The sequence below is a fragment of the Aquimarina macrocephali JAMB N27 genome (assembly GCF_000520995.1).
Classification (GTDB): domain Bacteria; phylum Bacteroidota; class Bacteroidia; order Flavobacteriales; family Flavobacteriaceae; genus Aquimarina; species Aquimarina macrocephali.
Map to the genome: position 1 here is coordinate 56618 of NZ_JACA01000011.1, position 22507 is coordinate 79124.

Annotated in this window: 17 protein-coding genes; 7 read left to right on the plus strand and 10 right to left on the minus strand. The window is 33.0% G+C overall.

The window, feature by feature from the left end; all coding sequences use genetic code 11:
* Positions 1–61: 61 nt before the first annotated feature.
* The 3 genes from Z054_RS0108170 to Z054_RS0108180 form a co-directional block, all read right to left on the minus strand.
* On the minus strand, positions 62–1213 hold the full coding sequence (locus tag Z054_RS0108170; RefSeq protein WP_024769587.1) for an NAD(P)/FAD-dependent oxidoreductase: 1152 nt from the start codon (positions 1211–1213) through the stop codon (positions 62–64).
* A complete protein-coding gene (locus tag Z054_RS0108175) occupies positions 1213–3315 on the minus strand; it encodes a LodA/GoxA family CTQ-dependent oxidase (protein WP_152538501.1) in 2103 nt (700 codons plus the stop codon). The genes Z054_RS0108170 and Z054_RS0108175 overlap by 1 nt, the downstream gene beginning before the upstream one ends.
* Before the next feature lie 143 nt (positions 3316–3458).
* A complete protein-coding gene (locus tag Z054_RS0108180) occupies positions 3459–4322 on the minus strand; it encodes an AraC family transcriptional regulator (RefSeq protein WP_024769589.1) in 864 nt (287 codons plus the stop codon).
* 84 nt (positions 4323–4406) lie between these two features.
* Here Z054_RS0108180 and Z054_RS28115 point away from each other — a divergent pair, with 84 nt between their 5' ends.
* Entirely contained in the window at positions 4407–5129 is a 723-nt protein-coding gene (locus tag Z054_RS28115) for a phytanoyl-CoA dioxygenase family protein (protein WP_084050194.1), read from the plus strand.
* 28 nt (positions 5130–5157) lie between these two features.
* On the opposite strand, the gene Z054_RS0108190 is transcribed toward Z054_RS28115, so the two are convergent.
* Positions 5158–5778, minus strand: coding sequence for an L-threonylcarbamoyladenylate synthase (locus Z054_RS0108190; protein ID WP_024769590.1), 621 nt, complete (start codon positions 5776–5778; stop codon positions 5158–5160).
* 74 nt (positions 5779–5852) lie between these two features.
* Positions 5853–8183, minus strand: a complete 2331-nt coding sequence (locus Z054_RS0108195; protein ID WP_024769591.1) for an ATP-dependent helicase — start codon at positions 8181–8183, stop codon at positions 5853–5855.
* Between the two features lie 428 nt (positions 8184–8611).
* Between Z054_RS0108195 and Z054_RS0108200 the strand changes: the two genes are divergently transcribed.
* The 5 genes from Z054_RS0108200 to Z054_RS0108220 all read left to right on the plus strand — a co-directional run bounded on the left by Z054_RS0108200 (position 8612) and on the right by Z054_RS0108220 (position 15220).
* Positions 8612–8899 (plus strand): hypothetical protein, encoded by a 288-nt coding sequence (locus Z054_RS0108200; protein ID WP_051473707.1) that lies wholly within the window; start codon positions 8612–8614, stop codon positions 8897–8899.
* Positions 8900–9170: 271 nt separating this feature from the next.
* Positions 9171–11564 (plus strand): PKD domain-containing protein, encoded by a 2394-nt coding sequence (locus tag Z054_RS0108205; RefSeq protein ID WP_024769593.1) that lies wholly within the window; start codon positions 9171–9173, stop codon positions 11562–11564.
* A gap of 137 nt (positions 11565–11701) precedes the next feature.
* Positions 11702–12241, plus strand: coding sequence for a DsrE family protein (locus Z054_RS0108210; RefSeq protein ID WP_024769594.1), 540 nt, complete (start codon positions 11702–11704; stop codon positions 12239–12241).
* A gap of 152 nt (positions 12242–12393) precedes the next feature.
* On the plus strand, positions 12394–13647 hold the full coding sequence (locus Z054_RS0108215) for an amidohydrolase (protein ID WP_394331056.1): 1254 nt from the start codon (positions 12394–12396) through the stop codon (positions 13645–13647).
* A 10-nt stretch (positions 13648–13657) separates the two neighbouring features.
* Positions 13658–15220 carry an FMN-binding glutamate synthase family protein gene (locus Z054_RS0108220; protein WP_024769596.1) on the plus strand — a complete coding sequence of 521 codons (1563 nt, stop codon included), beginning with the start codon at positions 13658–13660 and terminating at the stop codon, positions 15218–15220.
* A gap of 43 nt (positions 15221–15263) precedes the next feature.
* Here the strand turns inward: Z054_RS0108220 and Z054_RS0108225 are convergent, their stop codons facing one another.
* On the minus strand, positions 15264–16355 hold the full coding sequence (locus tag Z054_RS0108225; RefSeq protein ID WP_024769597.1) for a trypsin-like peptidase domain-containing protein: 1092 nt from the start codon (positions 16353–16355) through the stop codon (positions 15264–15266).
* A gap of 20 nt (positions 16356–16375) precedes the next feature.
* A complete protein-coding gene (locus tag Z054_RS0108230) occupies positions 16376–17533 on the minus strand; it encodes a type III secretion system chaperone family protein (RefSeq protein WP_152538502.1) in 1158 nt (385 codons plus the stop codon).
* Between the two features lie 377 nt (positions 17534–17910).
* Here Z054_RS0108230 and Z054_RS0108235 point away from each other — a divergent pair, with 377 nt between their 5' ends.
* A complete protein-coding gene (locus tag Z054_RS0108235; protein WP_024769599.1) occupies positions 17911–18429 on the plus strand; it encodes a DUF7935 family protein in 519 nt (172 codons plus the stop codon).
* A gap of 35 nt (positions 18430–18464) precedes the next feature.
* Here Z054_RS0108235 and Z054_RS0108240 read toward each other — a convergent pair whose 3' ends face one another.
* From Z054_RS0108240 to Z054_RS0108250, 3 genes are read right to left on the minus strand one after another with little or no spacing between them, the layout of a single operon-like run.
* Positions 18465–19388, minus strand: a complete 924-nt coding sequence (locus Z054_RS0108240) for a patatin-like phospholipase family protein (RefSeq protein WP_024769600.1) — start codon at positions 19386–19388, stop codon at positions 18465–18467.
* 1 nt (position 19389) lies between these two features.
* Positions 19390–20283, minus strand: a complete 894-nt coding sequence (locus tag Z054_RS0108245) for a patatin-like phospholipase family protein (protein ID WP_024769601.1) — start codon at positions 20281–20283, stop codon at positions 19390–19392.
* 8 nt (positions 20284–20291) lie between these two features.
* Complete coding sequence (locus tag Z054_RS0108250) at positions 20292–22412, minus strand: M1 family metallopeptidase (RefSeq protein WP_024769602.1); 2121 nt, start codon at positions 22410–22412, stop codon at positions 20292–20294.
* Positions 22413–22507 lie beyond the last annotated feature (95 nt).

Sequence of the window (22507 nt, forward strand, 5' to 3'; positions counted from 1 at the left end):
GCATATAAAAAGGGAGATCATTTTGATCTCCCTTTTTGTATTTAAGTATTATGCTTTTTCATTAATCCAAAATGATACCAGTACCACTCTGCCTGGGAAAATTATGAGTTTTTTCTTTGTCTTGCTCCTCTCCTGGTTGGAAGAATTTCTTCCAAAAAGAAGATTCCATCCACCTGGATTCTGATCTGTATAATTCATTTTTTACCATATAATAACTATCAAAAATAGAAAACAATGTTTTGGAATACATCACAAACCCTTTTCTATCACCTGTTAATATATAGGATTCGATAGCATCTGAAGCTTCTCTTACTGTATATATCGCATTAGCAATACCATGAGAAGAAAGAGGGTCAAAAGATAAAGCTGCATCACCAACCGCCAGCCAATTTTCTCCCGATAAATAATTGGCTATAGAAGAATTTGCATCCGATCCTATAATTTTCACTTCAGATTGTTCTACCAGAAAATCTTTTAACAAAGTAGTTTTAGACAAAACCGATTGCCAATCCGAATAATCTCTTAATTTTAACTGAACAAGATTTTCTCTATTTGTAAAAATCGATAAGACATTAGTTTTTTCGTCTAAACCAGAAACAATACCCCACCCATCTTCAAAAGATTCTACAAATACATCGTATGTTAATTTTGGGTGTTCTATTCTTGGCAAGTGACAACTAAAAGATATTAGGTTATCATATAATCGAATAGGGATATTTAATTTCTTAAGAATAGCACGATTCCTTCCTGTTGCATCAATAATCATCTTTGCCGTAATAATTTCTTTTTGATGATTATTTTCTACTTCTACAATAACTTCTTCTTTAGAAATTATCATATTCAACATTTTTTCATAGCTTATCACATTCTCATTACACAGCTGTTCGAGATCGTCTACTATAGCTTGTTTATCAATTTTTAACCCATTTTTATACGACAATTGAGAGAAAAAATTATTATTCAATATTCTTGTATTTCCCCACATTGAATGGTAACCATATGTTTTCCTGATCGCGTTTTTTTCAAATATCTTTATGAGACCAAGAGAGTGTAACAAAGGCATTGAAGAAGGAGGTAATGTCTCTGCCAAGGCAAAGTGTTTCTTCTTGCTTTTACGATCCAAAACCAGATGTTGTATTCCTTTTCTCTTCAAAAGAAGTGACAACACTAATCCTGCAATACCTTTTCCTACAATAATAACATCTGTATTCATTATTTTTTATCAGCTTCTTTTCCACTATAAGAAACATATACCGTTTTAGGCAATCCTTCTATATCGACATCTAACTTTCTACCAGTGACTATTCCTATTTTATCCCATTGGTATACCATATTAATAAGTCCGTTAAGATACCCACCTTCTGCATGATACCCAATAAATCCTGTATCTGCAGTATGCAGCCAAGCTAAGCGGTTTGCATAAATATTACGTTTAGTATCCTCCAAAATATTGGGATCAAGAAGCTTTTGGTAGCTTTCCTGAGGAAACACATGTACAGGTAAATTAGCTGCCCACCAGGATGGAATAGGATATTGTTTCTCTACAAAAACTACCTGGCAACTTCCTGCATCTGACTGCCAGGGAATCCCCATCCATTTAGTAAGATCACCCGGTGTAAGTTTCCACAACCAATTTTTCTCATTTTTGGGATTCATAGATTCACGAATATCTTCAGAATTCATCTGAAACCCAAAATCATTATAAAATATATCGTTTTGCTCTTTGCTAGTGGCAGCATTAAGGCGAACTTCTCTTAATCCATAAAATCCATACTTAAAAGCACCTTCGGTTATCCATTTATATATCATACTATTCTCGGCATAAATAAGATTATGCCTCATAGGCCAAGTCAATTCTACTCCTGGATGAAAACCACCACCATATAACGTTTCTAATACCGCTCTGGTCATTAGCAATGGTTTTTTAGATTCATCTTTGGCAGCTTCAAAAAATTGATTTTGATAAAATGTCCCCATTTCATCTATAGTCTGAAAATCAAAATCAGGTGGTATTTCGAACTTCCCATCCTTCCAATTCTCCAATTGTTCATATAACATTGGCGGAATAGCAAACCACTGGGCTGGGCTTCCTGGATAATCAATAGCATCTCCAGGATAGTAAGGAAGTTTTAGTTCATCGGTCCCGCTACCACGATTAGCAACATCAGTTTTATCTTTACTTGGTATTATAGGTTCGTTATTATAATGGTATGAAGGATCTCTAAAAAGATCAAATATTTGTTTTCTCACAGCATCTGCTTCTCCTTTTGGTTCTTTTTTATAGATATATTTAAATTTCCCATCCGCCACAAGTTTATCGATCGTTTCTTTAAATGATGGAGAAAGGAAATCTCCCAGATTAACCCATTGCATCCTATACAGGCGATAAAATATTGGAAATACCAAACTTAACTCGGGAGCATAACTCTCATTAGCTGCTCCTGCTATTAAATCAAACATTGTAGATATTGGTTGGATCTGCGGTGCATAATCTGGCGGTGCAGTGGCTATCCATGCAGAAGATAATGCATCATCTAAATGATACGTATCTCTGCTTTTTTTAGAAACGATAGATGCCGTAACTCTTCCATCACAAATATCATCATACCAATTAGAGTTATCTGCAAAATCATTATTAAGATCTGAGGGGTTAAGGGATGCCGAAATACCATCTGCTCCATAAAAAATTAATGTTCCTTCATCATACTCGATAGTACCAAGATCAACAGATTTAGAAGAAGTATTCATACTAGCCGCTAATTTACTAACGCCTCCATTATCCGAAGGAAATTTCCCACGAATTATCTCACGTTGATCGGTAGCATCTACTTTTACCTTTCCCGGGTGATTAACCAGTTCTTTACGATAATCATATCCTCCTTCTACTCTCATGGATTGGTTTAGTACATTAGGATTTCTTCGTTTTGCTCCAATCCCTGGTGCCAATTTATTTTTGGCAAAATTTGGAGATAAATTTTGATTTTCAGATAACACAGAGAGATCCAGGCTATTATTAAAATCATACCAAAACGGTTTCTTATTTGCTACTTCTACCGTCCATTCGATATCATAATCATTAGCATCTATTTGTTTAACAGGTACACCATTGTCATCACATTCATAAATATAAAATCGCTGAGCTTGCTTTTTTAAAGCTCCTTCTTCGGTAAGATAATGTTGGTCTGTATCAAATAAATTAGCCCAGGGAATCTCTGGACTAAAAATAACCTGATCCTTTGTAGCGGGACCATTCCCTAATCGTGCAATGCCTATAGAAGGATAAATTCTGAATTTAGGTAGTTTCCTGGTACTCATTTTGTTGGTTTTAAGTTTTCTTAAAGTTAATAAAAATACTACGGCATTATACACGTATTTATACGTGGTTTTACAACAAAAACAAGTCCAAATCACTATAAAAATTAGTAATATAAAGAGGTGCTACTTAAACCAGAAAGCTATCAATTATTACTTTTTAAAGAAATATAGGTTTTTGGGGTATATCCCGTAAACTTTTTAAAAGTTGTAGAGAAATATTGGGACGAACTAAATCCTAAATTAAAAGCTACAGTAGTTATACTGTGACTCTTCAATAAATCAATTTTTGACTGCTCAATTTTTAACCTGTTTATGTATTCTTTAGGAGGGATACCCATGGTGTTTTTAAACCAAAATTTAAAATACCCAACAGAAACATTAGAAACACCTGCGAGTTCATCAACATAAATTATGCGGTGTAAATTGTTTAAAATATAAGTATCGATATCATTTAATCTTTTTAATGGAGGACTATCCTGCTTTCTCTTTGAAAGATTCAACACTTCTAATATGGTCTGAACAATAAGTTGATTTATGGTAATTTCTGATAAAACAGTACTACTTGTTTTCAGCTCATTTAAAAGTTTTTCAAGTACAAATTTGACTTGAAATGCTCCCTTAAAAGTTCGTTCTGAAGTCTTTTTTAACTCTCGAAGAAGATACTTTGAATGATCCCCAGGTAAATTACATAATCTACGTTGGTTATCAGAACAATTAATTTGCAACCAGAATAATTCTCCTTTATCTTCGGGATATTCGCCAGTACTATGCTCTTTGTTTGGAGGAATAATAAGAATGTCATTGCCATGCAATTGAAATAATTCTTCCCCAATTATATAATGTTGCTCCCCCTTGATACAAAAACATATTTCTATTGCATTACAATGTTCATGTATTGGTAATTGAGGTTGTGCTTTAGAATATTTGTAATGACCAAACTGCAAACAACTATCAATACCATAATCTGGTAAAAAATGTACTATGCGCTCTTCTAAATTTATATTCATTTTGTACAAAAAAGTAAGGTAGTACAAATTTAGAAGATTTACTAAAATGTTTTATTCATCTTTGAACAAAATCAGCACTACAAAATGGACATTATAAAAAATGAGTTTTTAACTAATGGGTATACCAAAATAGATCAGCTTTTTGATAGCACAGAAGTCGAAAGTTTACTTGTTATCTATACTAGTTTGTTGAACGATAAGAAAAGAACAGCTCATTTAAGAAGTGATTTGGCAGGCTTGCAAAATACTGATAAAACAATTGAGCGGATCACTCAGGTCATGAGGCCAAGTTTAGTAGAACCAAAAATATTAAATCATATTGCCTATAAAAAAGCATTAGATTGTGCAAAAAAATTATTGGGAGATGATATGGAATTAGATTTTGATATGCTTATTAATAAAGCACCTTATACCAATACTCCTACTCCATGGCATCAAGATGCTGCTTATTGGATAAATTTACCAGATAAAAGAGCTGTAAGTTGTTGGATAGCTTTGGATAATGTATACGAAAACAATGGTTGTATGTGGTTTCTACCAGTAAAAGATCAACAAATATTAGAGCATACCAATTTACCAAATGAAGGAGCCTTATACTGTGATGCTGACACTACTAATGCAATGCCTGTTCCATTATCTATTGGCGGATGTACTTTTCATGATGGTTTTACATTACACTATAGCAGAGGAAACACCACAAATAGTCAACGAAGAGCTTTAATATTTAACTTTAGGCCCAAAGAGATGATTAAATTAGAAAGAAACCAAGGAATAGATCATACTGGTGTAAGAAAGCAACGATCATAAAAAAGCTCTTATTGTTTATATCTATAATCTAGATAATATCTATACTTCCTTTTCCTTCTCTAAGTAATATTGGTTCGCCACTGGTTAGGTCAATTACAGTAGATGGTATATTATCACCATACCCACCATCGATCACCATATCCACCAGGTTATCCCATTTTTCTAATATCAATTCTGGATCCGTGGTATACTCTATGACTTCATCTTCATCATAGATAGAAGTAGATACAATAGGATTACCCAATTCTTCTACGATAGCTGTACAAATATTATTATCAGGAACACGAATACCTACAGTTTTCCTTTTTTTAAAAACGGTAGGTAAATTATTACTTCCCGGAAGAATAAAGGTGTATGGTCCCGGAAGTGTTCTTTTTAATAATTTAAATGTTGCATTATCAATTTGTTTTACATAATCAGAAAGATTACTTAAGTCTTTACAGATAAATGAAAAGTTAGCTTTTGCCAGTTTTACACCTTTGATCTGTGCAATCCGTTCCAGGGCTCTGTTATTTGTAATATCACACCCCAATCCATATACTGTATCTGTAGGATAAATAACCAATCCTCCGTTACGTAAACAATTAACTACTCGCTGTATTTCACGTGGGTTTGGGTTTTCATTGTATAATTTTATGAACTCTGCCATATAAATGATTGTAAATAAAGATAATGTAAAATACAGTATAAAAAGCTAATCCTTAACCTAAGCGATTAGCTATATTATAAAACCTTCAATTTTGCAAAGCGAAGTAATAACTTCTTTATTCCTCCTTTTTCAAAATGAATTTCGGCTTTCCTATCTTGTCCGACTCCATCAATTTTAATAATTTTTCCTCTACCAAATCGCATATGTTCAACTATTGTTCCTGGTATAAGATCTTCATCAAAGAGATTCGTATTAGATGATGCATCAGCCGTATCATTAGATGTAGGCCTAAGTTTTCTTAGTCTACGTAGTTGTTCTTCGGTAGGTTTATGTGCTAATGGCGGTGCTCCAGAAACTGGTTTTTTAAGCCGTAACTTACTTTTATCAACTTCTCCAAAAATATCAGAATCAATTAATGGTTTGTACCGATAACTTTCTATTGGTGTTATATATTCTAAAAATTGCTCATCTATTTCTTCAATAAATCGACTAGGTTCGGCGTCTACCAGTTTACCCCATCGGTATCGGGATTGTGTATATGTAAGGTACGCTTGTTTTTCTGCACGTGTCAATGCCACATAAAACAGACGTCGTTCTTCCTCGAGTTCACTTCGGGTATTCATACTCATTCCTGATGGAAAAAGATCTTCTTCCATTCCTACTATATATACATATGGAAATTCTAATCCTTTAGCCAAATGAATAGTCATCAACGCTACTCTATCATCATCTCCTGTATCCATATCCAAATCTGTAGCCAAAGCAACATCTTCCAGGAATTCTGCTAATGATCCTCTTACATCTGCTACTTCTTTCTGCCCTTCTACAAAATCACGTATACCATTAAGTAGTTCCTCGATATTTTCGATTCTGGCAATACCTTCTGGAGTACCGTCTTTTTTAAGTTCTTGTAATAATCCTGTTTTTTTAGCAACTATTTCGGTTAACACGAATGCATCAGAAGTCTCATTAGTAATTTGAAAACTTTTGATCATGGTTATAAAGTTTTCTAATCGAGTTTTAGTACCACTATTAATCTTTAAATTAATACGATCCAGATTTTCGATTACTTCAAAAATAGAACGATCATAGTGATTTGCTGCGACTATCAGTTTATCAACAGTTGTTGCTCCAATTCCCCTGGCCGGGTAATTTATTACTCGTTTTAAAGCCTCTTCATCTTTAGGATTAATCACTAATCGTAAATACGCCAGTACATCTTTAATTTCCTTTCTTTGGTAAAAGGAAAGTCCTCCATAAATTCTATATTTTATGTCTCGTTTGCGTAATGCATCTTCAATAGCCCTGGATTGTGCATTAGTTCTATACAACACTGCAAAATTTCCATTACCTAGTTGATGCTGCATCTGGTTTTCAAAAATAGAACTCGCAACATATCGACCTTCATCACCATCGGTTAATAATCGGTTTACAATTATCTTAGGTCCATCATCATTTGCAGTCCAAACTACTTTATCAAGTTTGGTTTTATTTTTTTCTATGATAGAGTTTGCCGCTTCTACAATATTTTTGGTAGATCTATAATTTTGCTCTAATCGGTATTGCTGCACATTATCATAATCTTTTTGAAAATTAAGAATATTATTAATATTCGCTCCCCGGAAAGCATAAATACTCTGTGCATCATCTCCCACCACACAGATATTTTGAAACTTATCAGATAATGCTCTTACAATAAGATATTGTGAATGATTGGTATCCTGATACTCATCTACCAAGATGTATCTAAATCGGTTTTGATATTTAGCAAGTACTTCAGGAAAACGGTTTAGTAACTCATTAGTTTTTAATAAAAGGTCATCAAAATCCATCGCACCGGCCTTAAAACAACGATCAACATAGTGTTGATAAATCTCCCCCATTCTAGGGCGCTTTGCCATAGCATCTGCTTCTACCAGTTCTGCATTCTGAAAATATGCTTTTACGGTGATCAAACTGTTTTTATAAGAGGAAATGCGAGAATACACCTGTTTGTATTTATAGATATCCTTATCGAGTCCCATCTCTTTGATTATAGAAGCTATTAATCGTTGGGAATCCTGAGTATCATAGATTGTAAAATTAGACGGGTAGCCTAATTTATCAGCTTCAAACCTCAATATTTTGGCAAATATTGAGTGAAATGTACCCATCCAAAGGTTTTTAGCCTCACTCGAGCCAACTATACTTGTGATCCGCTTTTTCATTTCACGGGCCGCTTTATTGGTAAATGTTAAGGATAGTATATTAAATGAATCTACACCCTTATGCATCAAATAAGCAATACGATACGTAAGTACTCTTGTTTTACCCGAGCCAGCACCCGCAATAACAATCATGGGCCCATCTATTTGAAGTACAGGCGCTCGTTGTGCATCATTTAGTTCTGCTAAATATTCTTCCAAAGTAACATTATATTTAAGGTCGAAATTTAAGGAAAGAACTACGGTTATGAAAACGTACTTTATGTTTTTTGTAAACAAATCATAGTCAATAACTTTTAGCAAACACCAATATTTTTTTAACATTGATCAATTACCCTATAAATCACTAACAATCAATCGGTAAATAATAAATAAAATTTACTAGATGTCGTATGGCTAGCAGCGATATATAATGTTATATGTATTATCCGTTACTAGTAAACTCTAAATAAAATTAATGCTTTTTAAACAAGGGTTATCAACAACATGAATTCTTACAAGTTCATATCTTTTTAATAAAAAACATAGATTAAATGCATTTTTTTAGGATAAAATGTGCTATATTTAGCAGAAACGAAAAGTAAACACTAGTTTTTATTAAAATAAAAATTCAACCAAACTCAGCACTTATGGCCCCAAACATGAATGTACAAATGGTACAAAAAGAGCAGATTAAATTTTTAAAGTTCCCTAAAGAAGATGTTTTAAACAAAAGAAAAGATCAAATTGATCGATTTTTAGAATTACAAAGAGCACTCTCTTTAGGAAATCTAGAACATCATAAAGTAAGAATCGTTTTTGTAGACGATAAAGGTTTGAAAAGAGTGGAAACTACCATATGGGGAATAACCGATAAAGAGGTTATTTTAAAACAATCTACAATCATTCCGCTAGAAAGAATCATAAGCATTTCATAATTATGTATTATGTATAGACGCTACTATTTCTAAATCTAGACATATAGTTAATTTTTTAGTGTTCTAAATTTAGATTCCGAAAATGGTATATACGTATTTTGAATATAGAAATATGTATATACTGTTTTTGTTTTTCCTAAATAGAAGGGGGCACTATATAGTCTACGATATTAATATTTTAATCTATATTAGATTTTTTATACTAAAACTAAGAATATTTAGTTGTAGTAAAAATTGCAGTCGAAATAATTACTTAATAATCAAACTCAACATGAAAAGAAAATCAGTACAGTATTTTCTTCTTATTATTATGATAATAGGAGGATATAATACTTACGGTCAATCTGATAAATCATATCTGATATCAGATAATCAACAAAATTTTATAAATGATCTGATTAGCCCCAAAAAAAGTAAGCCTTCAGCAATCAAAATTGCTAATAACCAGGCCTTTTCTTTTACGCTTAATGTACAAAATCAAACTGATCAAGACCTTACCTTAATAGGAACTGTTAATGATCACCAATTATCTTCATTCTCTTTTGTCAAGACAAATAACTCTTTAAAAGGAAATATCATACTTCATGATATAAAAAAAGCATATACTTTATATTCTGAATCCAATGGTCAGGTATTTGTAAAAGAAACAGATATTAATACAATTCTTTGTGTAGATTTTGAAAAAGCAAATACAAAAGATGAAGATGCCGGAACTATATTTTCAAAAGCAGCACCGCAATTAGAAAGTCTTCCGGGAGCACCGGGTATTATTTATCTTGATTTTGATGGAGAATCGGTTTCTAATACGAGTTGGCTTGGTGGAGCTACAATTAATGCACAGTCTCCTAATTTCTCTGACGAAAAAATAATCAAAGTATGGAAAATCATGGCCGAAGATTTTCGCCCATTTAATCTAAACGTTACTACCCGAAGAGATCTTTTTGATGCAGCTCCTAAAAATCGTAGAATGATGTGCATTTTTACGACAACAAAAGATGCTGCCCCAGATTCTGGAGGGGTTGCTTATTTAAATTCGTTTTCGTCGAATAGCAATAATCCTTGCTGGGTATATAATTTAGGAACCAGATCTGCTGGTGAAACAGGGTCTCATGAAGTTGGTCACACTTTGGGACTATCACATGATGGAAAACCAGGTACGACATACTACTCAGGACACGGGGAATGGAGTCCAATTATGGGATGGAGTGCCAATAAAACATTAGGACATTGGAGTAGTGGAGAATATCCTGATGCAACAAATACACAAGATGATATTGCAATTATTTCTGGTAATAGAAATGGTGTTGGTTTTCAAAATGATGACCATGGCAATGCAATTAATGAGGCTACTGCAATTAAAGTAGCTCCTTCTGGAGTGGTAAGTGCCGATCAAAACTTTGGATTAATAAGTACCAGAGATGATAAAGATGTTTTCTCTTTTGCCGTAGAAACCGGAAATGTATCTCTATCTTTTAATCCAGATCCCGATTATCCTAATCTAAACATCCAGATAAGAATTCTAAATGAACTTGGCCAAGAAGTAACACTTTCTGATCCAAACGGACTTACCGCATCGATCAATCAAAACCTTACAGAAGGAATTTATTATATTGAGATTGATGGTGTAGGTGAAGGAACATTAACCAATGGATATTCTGATTACTCATCTTTAGGTAATTATTCTATATCAGGCAATTATATACCAGGAGATGATAAACAACCTCCATTATCAGATTTTAAAGCAACTACAAACTGTTCGGTAGTAGAGTTTCAAAGTACTTCTACCAATAGAATAAGTTCTTATTTATGGAATTTTGGAGACGGTCAAACTTCTACAGAACAAAATCCAACACATACGTATGCAACTAGTGGAGCTTATACCATATCACTAACAACAACCAATGATTCTGGGAATAATACTAAAGAAAAATCAGATTTTGTATCTATAAACCTTCCTAATCTCCCTGTTGTTACAAATCAAAATGTTTGTGCAGGAGAATCTGTAACTATAACCGTATCAGGAAATAGCGAATACAAATGGTATACTACCTCAACCGGAGGCACGAGTATTGCATCTGGATTATCGTATGAAACCCCAGCACTCGATGCTACTCAAACCTATTATGTAGAGGGAGCTATTGGTAATTGCACAACAACAACAACAACAACAACAACAACAAGAACAGCCGTAAAAGCAATTGTATCAGAGAACCCAGAAGTACCAGAAATAGCTGTAAACCAAAATCATATGCTATTTGTGCCGTCTCAATTTTCTTCTTATCAATGGTATTATAAAAACGAATCTATTGATGATGCTATCCAGGCAGAACATTTACCTACAGAAGTAGGAGAATATAGTATAAAGGTATTTAATGAAGCGGGTTGTAGTATAATTTCTAAAACATTCGAGGTTGATCAATCATTACTTAATTTGGGTCAAGAGAACAAAACGTTTACCTACTACCCTAACCCGGTTAATGACGATGAAATATTACATATAGATGGTATAACTATAAATGATTATTCTGTAAGAATTGTTAACATACAGGGGCAAGTATTAATTGATGCTACACCAACCCCTGAGATGGATATATCAGAACTTTCACATGGGTTATATATCATCTTAATCAATAACAAACCTCTTGGCAAGTTTGTAAGACAATAAGCTAGTAAATAAAAATATCAAAAGCATATCTTCTTTAGTTTAGGAGGTATGCTTTTTTTTGTAGATAAAAATCAAAATAACATTTTAACTTTCAATTAATAGATTTTTGAATATCTTTAGAAGCCAAATATTACAGCTTGAAAAACAGAATAGCATTCTATATTTTTATTTTACTTCCTTTTTTTATTTTTTCTCAACAAAAATCTAAAAAAGGTAAAATAATAACTGAATATGGTAAAACCTATACAGTTAGTGACCCAGATTTTAAGACTAAAACACAGCATGATTTAAAAGCTGTATTTGATGTAGGAAGAACGTTTAAAGATAGTTCAAAAGTAAATCCTCTTTTTAATACTGCTGCTAGATATCTTAATATGCATGCTGATGCTGGTATACCAGTAGAAAAGTTAAAAGTAGCATTAGTCATTCATGGTTCGGCAGCAAATGATATTCTAAACAATGCAAATTACAAAGCCAAATACAATATTGACAACCCTAATGCTCCACTTCTTTCGGCTTTAGCAAAAAAAGGTGTGCATTTTATTTTGTGTGGGCAGACCGCCGCACATCGAGATATTTCTAAAGAAGATACACTTCCCGAGATACAGATTGCATTATCTGCAATGACCGCATTGGTACAATTACAAAACGAAAACTATAGACTTATTAATTTTTAAACTTAATGAAACTAATATGATTATAATTCTCTCATTGTGCATATCACAACATGATTATTTTGATCATCTTAGATTATCTTTGGTCTGTCCTCTTTAAACATTAAAACAAGCGCATGAAAACACAACCATCATCTTTTCTATTTATTTTCTTAATGGTCTTTTGTTCAATACAGGCACAACAAATTGACCCCGACATTAATACTTCTGCAGAAAAAATAGAATCCAAAGTAATTGAATGGAGGCGAGATTTCCATCAAAACCCTGAGCTTTCCAATCAAGAATTTGAGACTGCTAAGAAAATTGCAAAACACCTCAAAGACCTTGGTTTAGAAGTTACCGAGAATGTTGCTAAAACAGGTGTAGTAGCCCTTCTTAAGGGGAAAAAAGAAGGTAAAACTGTAGCACTTAGAGCAGATATTGACGCATTGCCGGTAACCGAACGAGTAGACATACCTTTTAAATCTGTTGTAAAAACTACATTTCTAGGCACCGAAGTTGGTGTTAGTCATGCTTGTGGTCATGATACCCATATCTCTATATTAATGGGAGTAGCAGAGATCCTTTCAAAACATAAAGATAAAATAAATGGTACGGTTAAATTTATATTTCAACCTGCAGAAGAAGGACCTCCACCGGGAGAAGAAGGTGGCGCTAAATTGATGATCAAAGAAGGGGTTTTAAAAAATCCTGATGTAGATGCAATCTTTGGCCTGCACATTAATTCGGGAACCGAAGTTGGGAAAATTCGTTACAAGCCAGGAGGAACAATGGCAGCAGTAGAACGATTTGTTATTACTGTTAAAGGAAAACAAACACATGGTTCGGCTCCATGGACAGGAGTAGATCCTATCCTTATTTCGGCTAAGATTATTGACGGTTTACAAACTATTATAAGTAGAGAATCTCCTCTCGTAAATGAGGCTGCAGTAATCACAGTAGGCAAAATTACAAGTGGTGTACGGTTTAATATCATTCCAGAAAGTGCCGAAATGATCGGTACAGTGCGAACTTTGGATCCAAAAATGAGAGCTCTTATCATTCGTCGTATGAATGAAATGGTACCTGCTATTGCTAAAGCATATGGCGGTGAAGCTATTATTAGATTTCAAAATAATACTTCTATAACTTATAATGATCCTGATCTTGTAAAAAAGATGTTGCCCACAATTGAAGGCATTGCCGGTAAAGAAAATGTTATTCTATCAAAGGCAACCACAGGAGGAGAAGATTTTTCATATTTTCAAGAAGTAGTCCCTGGGTTTTATTTCTTTTTAGGAGGAAAAACGCCTGGAAACAATCAAGCAGCTTCTCATCATACACCCGATTTCTTCATAGATGAAAACGGATTAGTATTAGGAGTTAAGGTAATGTCACAATTAACTATTGATTATCTTAATGCACAATAGATAAAATAAAATGGAAAGTGTACTTAATTTTTTAGGTTCGATATCCTGGTGGATATGGATCATTTTTGCTCTAGTATTAGTTGCAACTCGTGATATATATTTTAATAAAAGACATACGGTAAGTCATAATTTCCCTATTATAGGTCATCTTAGGTATTTATTAGAAAGTATTGGTCCAGAGATAAGACAGTATTTTGTAGCTAATAATCGAGAGGAACTTCCATTTAATAGAATTGAGAGAGGTTGGGTTTATGCTTCTTCCAAAAATGAAAATAATTATGAAGGTTTTGGTACAGATAGGGATATTTATTTGCACCAGCATATTTTTGTAAAAAACTGTATGATCCCTTATAAGATGGATAAGGATCATCCTAATAGAGAAGATAAATCTTTTCTTCCTTGCGCAAAGGTTATGGGGGTATACAACCAACGAGAAAAACCTTATCGACCTGGATCTGTTATTAATGTTTCTGCAATGAGTTTTGGATCTCTTTCTGCACGTGCTATAGAGTCTCTAAATATAGGTGTGCAAAAAGGAAATGCCTATCATAATACAGGAGAAGGAGGGCTTTCTCCTTATCATAGTAATGGAGGTGATGTCATTTTTCATTTTGGAACAGGGTATTTTGGAGTACGCGATGAGAACGGTAGTTTTTCGATGAAAAAAATGAAAGACCTTGTAACCAGGAATCCTTTTATCAGAGCTATTGAGATCAAATTATCACAAGGAGCAAAACCTGGAAAAGGAGGTGTATTGCCTGGTGCCAAGATCACTTCCGAAATTGCAAAAATAAGAGGTGTAGAAGTTGGTAAGGATGTATTATCTCCTTCTGCACATAAAGCTTTTTCTGATGTCCCAGAACTGCTACAATTTATTGAGGATATCGCCAAAGAGACAGGACTTCCTGTAGGGATCAAAGCTGCAATTGGTAAAACAGAGCAATGGGAACTTCTGGCAGAACTGATGGTAAAAACCAATAGAGGCCCAGATTTCATTACCATAGATGGTGGTGAAGGTGGTACCGGGGCTGCTCCACCAAGTTTTGCAGATCATGTATCACTTCCATGGATATATGGATTTGCAGCTATTTATAAGATTTTTCAGAAACATAACCTTACAGATCGGGTAGTTTTTATAGGTAGTGGAAAACTAGGTTTTCCTGCAAAAGCTGCGATGGCATTTGCCATGGGTGTAGATTGCATAAATGTTGCCCGTGAAGCCATGATGAGTATTGGTTGTATCCAGGCACAAATTTGTCATACTAATCGATGCCCTAGCGGAGTCGCAACCCAAAGTAAGTGGTTACAGAAAGGAATTAACATTCCATTAAAATCAGATCGTTTGGCACAGTATTTTAAAACGTTTAGAAAAGAGTTTACAGAAATCACTCATGCTGCCGGATATGAACACCCTTGTCAGTTTACAATGCAGGATATAGATCTTAATGTGGATGATGGAGAACTAACCAAGACATTAAGAGAGTCTTTTAAATATAGTAAGACTGCTGTTGAATATACTTGTACTCAAGATTTAAAAGAATGCACATATCTCGGTGGTTCTAACCAAAAATAAAATTCTTTTATATCTAAGTTAATCCAAACCAAAAAATATCAGATCAACTTACTTTTTTGGAATATGTACTCATAGTACAGCCATATTCCTCAACAAAGAAATCATCAAGGTCATCTGCTTTTAAAGCTAGTTCCTTTATTTTTAGTTTGATATCATTTTTTGTAGCCTCATCCTGAAATATATCTGTGATACTAATTCTGTAAGATATAAAAATAGTATTCTTATATACCCCTAATGAAAATTGTCCTTGATCACTTGAAATCAAATATTCATATAACTTTTCGAGATTTTGCTTAGGTAAATTATTTAAAGGAGATGTTAAATAGAGATACTCTCTATTCATTACAAAAATCCTAATTTGAGAACTCCCTTGATGAAATTCCCAAAACTCCTGGCCTGTTCTTGTTAAAACAGGATTAATATCCAATTGTTTCAAAGAATCTTCAATAAAATTTGAAAATTCATTGAGTTCTAATTCATCAAATACATCTTTGGATAATGTTGCTCCACAATTATTACAGTAATCTTGTGCGACATACGTGAGTCCTGAACAAGATGAGCACTGTAGAGAAAACTTATGTTCGGGATTACTTTCAATACTTTCGATAGCTTGCTCAATTTCAGAAACAGGAATTGCAAATCCCATATTATCTGCATTATTGAATTTTGAAGAATTTATGCCTGCTAATCTTCCATCCTGTGTCACTAATGGGCCTCCACTATTTCCTGGGTTTATTGCAGCATCTGTTTGCACAAAATATTTCCCATTCATGTGCTGCTCTGGATTTGAAACGATACCTTCGGTTATGGTAAACGGCATTCCGAATGGATATCCAAGAGCAAATACTTTTTCTTGCCTTGTTAATTCTAAAGAGTTATCTACAGAAAAACCATGATCAATATTCAACTCTTCTTCTACTTTAAGTATTGCAATATCGATATCTGGATTTGTCATAATAACTTTTGCCAGCATTCTGTTATTATGATCATCTTCGACAGCGACTTCTTTGCAACCACTAATAACATGATGATTAGTAAGAATAATATCTTTACTTTTTATATAAAAACCACTCCCCGTTCCTCTTGAGGTAAGTATTTTAAATGTTGCTTCTTTTAAAGAATCTAAATTGCTCATAATTTTTTTTCATTTATAATCTAACCAAATAACTTAGAAAAGAATCCTTTTTTAGGAGTCGAAGTTTGTACTGCTTTATTATTTAAGATACTTTCCATCCCATTAAACAGTGATAATGCAGATGCCTCCCACTCCTTACCTGCTGCATTTTTAAGTGAGTTCACCATTTTTAAATTTATATCTTCGGGAATGTTATTATAGTAGTAGAAATCATAAAAAGCAACAAGCAGTGTTAATGTTGCTGCTGTATATTGTTTGTTTTGAATTTCTTTTTTTGCATTTTCATAAGGCCGCTCCCAGCTTTGTTTTATATGTTCTAATTCACTTCGCATCTTAGTTGGCACAAATGATTCTGAGATATAGAAATCTGCCAAAAGTTCTTCCTTACTTTTATTTTTCAACGTATCCAAAAATCTTTTCCCTCTTTGAATTCGATCTTGCATATCACCCTGTGAATACAAATCATTTACTTGATTTTCAATATCTGTTCTCAGCTTACCATGAGGAGCCATGAGATAATCTATACGCTTTAATGTAATATTAATAATATCCCAATTAAAGTACCCTACCCTTGTTTGGTCAAAGTGTTCTATATATTGATCTGCTTCTTTTAAATAAGAATTGAATTTTTCCCAAATCGTATCCAAAATCTCCTGACTATAATTCTCTATATGTGGGTCGTGTAATTGTTCTACATCAAACAAACTAATAAACTCATCATCAAAGTTATCTGCATTATGGCATATCTCTTTTAAAACATAATATATTTTTAAAGGCTCACAAAGATGTAGTGGGGTGCTATACAAAAAATTAAGCTGACCATCGTCTAACTTTATTTGTGACAAATTAAGAGGTGAAAAATTGACCTCAGCAATTTTTCTATATAGTGGTATTTTTTGATTCTCTCCTACCTTTAGAAAAGGGGCTTTAACATTAAAATGTGTATTTGTAATATTAATTTCTACAATTATAGAGCCATGAGGTATCTTAAAATAGGTTTCATCTGTATTGCCATATTTTTTTCTAATATCAAGATCCAAATAATCAAACAAATTTAAAATAACATCTTTATATTGTTTTTGATCATATGCTTCCTTGGTTTCATCCCATTTTGAAACGGTAATCTTAGTATTTAAAGATGACATAAGGGTCTCATCAAAACTTAAAGTTTCCTTCATAAGAACAGATTAATAATTAATGTTTATGTTATTTTCCCATTAGAAAGAGTACAACAAATCTCTATTTTCTAAAATTTAAATGTAAACAAAAAAACAAACCTAACAAAAGAGTCGTAAAAGCATTATGTTTCTATAAAAATATTGATGTATTAAAATTTGTTGTACTCTATCTCTCGGAACAAACATAGAGTATATCTGTAGCATACACATCCCTATTTTCAGTGAAAAAAATTCTCTTTCTATTTATTTGTTTTAGTCTGTAAAGTAAAATTTTTATGGAAAAAAGAAATTTATTGTAAATCTAGATAGATAAATCAAAAAAGTTTGATTTATTTGTCTAGAGATAGTAACCTACACTTGTATTTAAGTAACAACATATGGAATCCAAAATAGTTGATCTTCTTTTTAATATAATTCCCGCAGTGATTGTAGGGGTTATTTCATTCTATTTTTTCAGTCTTCATACTCGTAATGAAGAAAAACGTCGTAGATTTCTTTTACATAGAGAGAATCAAAAACAATCTTTACCTCTTAGACTTCAGGCATATGAACGTATAGTTTTATTTTTAGAAAGAATATCTCCCGGTAATCTATTAACAAGAATTGCTCCTATTTCAGAAGATAAAAAAGATTATGAATCTTTATTGATTCATACGATTGATCAAGAATTTGAACATAATCTTACTCAACAGATTTATGTTTCTGATGAATGTTGGAATACAGTTAAAGCTTCCAAAAATGCAACTATTGCTTTAATTCGAAAAACTGCATTAAAAGAAGATGTAGATTCGGCCAATAAAATGAGAGAAGTAATTCTTACAGAACTTATAGAAAAAGGTGCTCCCAGCGATACTGCAATTGCAATTATCAAAGAAGAAATTACTGATCTATTTTAGAGATTCATTTTATTCGAGAATCTACCCCAAAAGAATTATCCTGCAAGATCTATATTCTTAAGTTTATTTTCTTCTGCAGTTTTGGCTTTTTGAGCTGCGTATTCATAACCTTGTCTCCACCAACTACTCATTAATTTTTTATTAAAAATCAATGAATTCTCTGTAAGTTTAGATGGTGTATAATATAGATTTAAAGGAACTTCTTTATTAATTGCTGCTAGTTTACCTAATACGGTATCATGCCCTTCTACCTGGTCTAACATATAGCTAAATAGGTTTACCATAAGTGAAAACGGGTTTCTACCCAGCACTTTATTATGTTCCATATTTTCTGACTCCAAAATAATGGCATCAACCTCTGTGGCTCCTCTTCGTATTGCTTCTCGAATAGGTACCATACATCCAAAACCTCCATCTGCATATTCACAACCATCTTTTGTTACCAAACTCATAAAAGGAACATAGTTACAGGATATCCAAATCCAATCACAGAAATCTTCGTAAGAAAAATCATTAATAGATTTATATTCTGTACTATTTTTAGTGAGATTAGAAACGGTAACTACAACATCATCAACTTTTGTACGTGCCTGATTAAATTCTTCTTCAGAAAAGTTTCTGCGGATTGCTCGCCGTAAGTTTTTACTTTCTCCGAATGTTCGCTTTCTTTTAATAAATTGCCATAGAGATGAAAAAAAATTAATTGATACAAACTCTCTATTTCCTTTTTTTCTAACTACAAAAGGATTTACATTAAAGATTGTATGTTGATTAACATTAGTATAGATATCATACATTTTCTCGATATTACCTAATGCCAATTGTGAAATTAAAAGACTTCCGGTAGAAGTCCCGAGAAACAGGTCATATTTCTTACCTTCTTCTTGAATTAAGTATTGCGCTACACCACCGGCATAAGCTCCTTTACTTCCTCCTCCTGAAATTACTAGTGCTCGCATATTATAATGGGTTCGAAATGTTCTTTTTCTTTGCAAATTTATAACCTTTTGCCCACCATTGTGTCATTTTTTCCTTATCAAAAATTAATGAGTTCGTAGTCAGTACGGTAGGAGTATAATATAAATCCATTGCTACATCATGTTCTATTGCTTTAAACTTACCTATTCGAATATTCTGATGTTCGATCCTATCCATCATAAAATCGACCATACTTGTTATTAAAGTAAAAGGGTTTTTGGTAGGCATTCTATTTAAATAATTAATTTCTGTTTCCAACACAATAACATCGAGCTCTGTTGCTCCGCGTTTTATCGCTTCTTCAATAGGAACCATTGACCCCAAACCACCATCAACATAATCACAATGGTTTTTTCTAACCAAACTCATAAAAGGTGGGTAATTGCAAGATATCCATATCCAATCTAAAAAATCCTGATATGTACATTCTTTTATTGATTTATATTCTACTTCATTAGTAGAAAGATTGGTTACCGTAATGATTATATCTTTTTCTCCAGATTTCAGTTCTTCAAAATATGATTCAGAAATAGCACTCTCTATCAGGTTTCTAAGGTTTTTACTATCTCCAAATGATTTTTTCCCTTTAATCAAATTATACAATACATTAAAATGATTGATATTGATACTTGTATATCCTCTTTTCTTTTTAATAGTAAATGGACAACTTTTAAATATTGAAGATTGATTTACCGAGGTATAAAAAGCTTTTATCTCTTCGATTTTGGATAATGCCAGATGTGATACCAAAAGACTTCCGGTAGAAGTACCTATAAACAGGTCATATTTTCTACCCAAATCCTGAATTAAGTACTGTGCAACACCACCTGCAAAAGCTCCTTTACTTCCACCACCAGAAATTACTAATGCACGCATGTTCTATGTTATGGGGTTAATTTTTTTTCCAAAAAATCATGTTGATTCTTCGGTAAACTATTCAATAAAACTACGTATTTCTTTTTATATTTTTCGTCCTTGAGTATTTTATCAAGAATTTTTCTGCAAGAGTTCCTAAAACGCCAATTATGATGCGTTGCTCCATCAACAAGATCTATTAAGGATTGATCAGAAAAAGCTTGTAAGCTTTCTAGATAAGTAAACGCATTCTCTCGAGTACTAAAACCAAATTTTGATGATGTATACCCCGATAGTTCCAGATAAAATTTTTGATGTTCGCTAGTATGATAATCCTTTGTGTTTAATGCTAGAACTAGCCATAACATTCTAATGTTTTTGGTATTAAACCCTACTATTTCTCTGGTAAGATCTAAGTACTCTTTTCTTTTTTCTGGGAAACTAGTCCACAAATGATAAAGTGCTGGTTCTATGGTAGCGTATGATGCGTCTTTTAGTAAAGATTCATATTGTTCTTGTAAATCCTTAGGTACTGTATTTAATGTATTGGCAATAGCCTGGCGTACAAAAATGTTATTCGTCTCAAAAGCTTTATCATACAAGGCTATAACCTCTGGGGAGTTTTTTCCTTCTAATTGATAGACCGCTTCCTGCCCAATGTAATCATTTGTAGGAAAGCCTAATGCCTTAGCCAAAGTACCCCATTTTCCTGCCATAGGTTGAGTGCGCTCTTGCGCTAAGCCTAGATAGCTTTTAATGAAATCTGATTTTGCAAGTATGTCTAATGCTTCTTGCGAAGGAAATTTTATATTCTCTAGCCATAATTGTCTAAATGCTTTCAGATCTGTACCACTTACCTCTTCTGCTATCGCAAAAAAATCATTAGTTGTCACATTTTGAAACTTATGTTTTTCGAGGTAATTATAAATTGTAATTTTAAAACTAGTATCTCCAATCAATTTTCTTAATGCATGAATAGCCCAGGCTCCTCTCTGATAAAATGTTAGAGAGCTTGCTTTTGGATCCAATAATGATGTTGCATTCTTTGTTTTGGATAGCTCGGTAAGCTGTTCTGCGCTTTCATACAATTTGTATTGAAAATAATCATCGCCAAAAATTTCTTTTTCTGCTAACAATGCATAATACGTTGCAAATCCTTCTTGGAGCCAATGATGTGTTCCTTCAGTCTCGGTTACTAAATCTCCAAACCATTGATGTGCCAATTCATGGGCATTGACATTAATATAGTTTTGATCAATAAATGCTGTTTCATCAACCATAAAGGCATCAGAAAAAATGGTTGTCCCTGTATTTTCCATACCTGCATATAAAAAATCTTTAACAGGAATCTGCTTATAGTTTTGCCAAGGAAAAGAAAACCCAATCTCTTTTTCTAAAAATTCAAAAATCCTTTTACTGTGTTTATAAGTAGCTTCGAATTTATTTTTGTCCTTGGGATAGTAATACATTTCTAAAGGAGTACCATTTGCCGAAGTTTCTACTACTTTATCATATTTTCCAATGGCAAAAGCAACCAAATAGCTACTCATTGCACGTTGCATATCATACTGCCAACTTTGGATAGAATCATTTACCGATTCTGTTTTAGTAAGTTTTCCATTAGCAATAACTTCGTAACCTTTTTGGAAATTGATAGTGAGATCAAATTCGGTTTTCTCATTCATATCATCAAAACTGGGAAGCCAGTTAGAGGTGTATTTTCCTTGCCCTTGAGTCCAAACCTGATCATTCCCTTCATAATCTTTAACAAAATAAAGTGCTTTTTTAGGTTTAGCTTCATAATGAATCACTATTCGATGCTCGCTTGCATTTTTAAAGTTAGAATTAATAACGACCTTTTTATCATCATATTTAAAATCTACATCTTTATCATCTAGAGATACGTTGCTGATTATCATATGTTGGGCATCTACCGTAATAGCTCGAACGGGTTTTATTATTTTAAAAGTATATGCTACCTTTCCTTTTACTTCTCTTGATTTGGAGTCTACAGTCACATTGACTTTACCTTTTAGAAAATCAACATTAGCTTGTTCCTTTTTAGAATTAAGGGACTCCACAGAAGCTATTTCCTGAGCATTGCCAATAGAAGAAAAAACAAGTATTAAAAAGCTTAAAATAAATTTCATACTACACATAAATCAAATGTTCTGCCAAAATAACGAAATTACTCTGTTTATGTTACAAATTTTTGATTGACAATATTTCTATAATATAGTATATT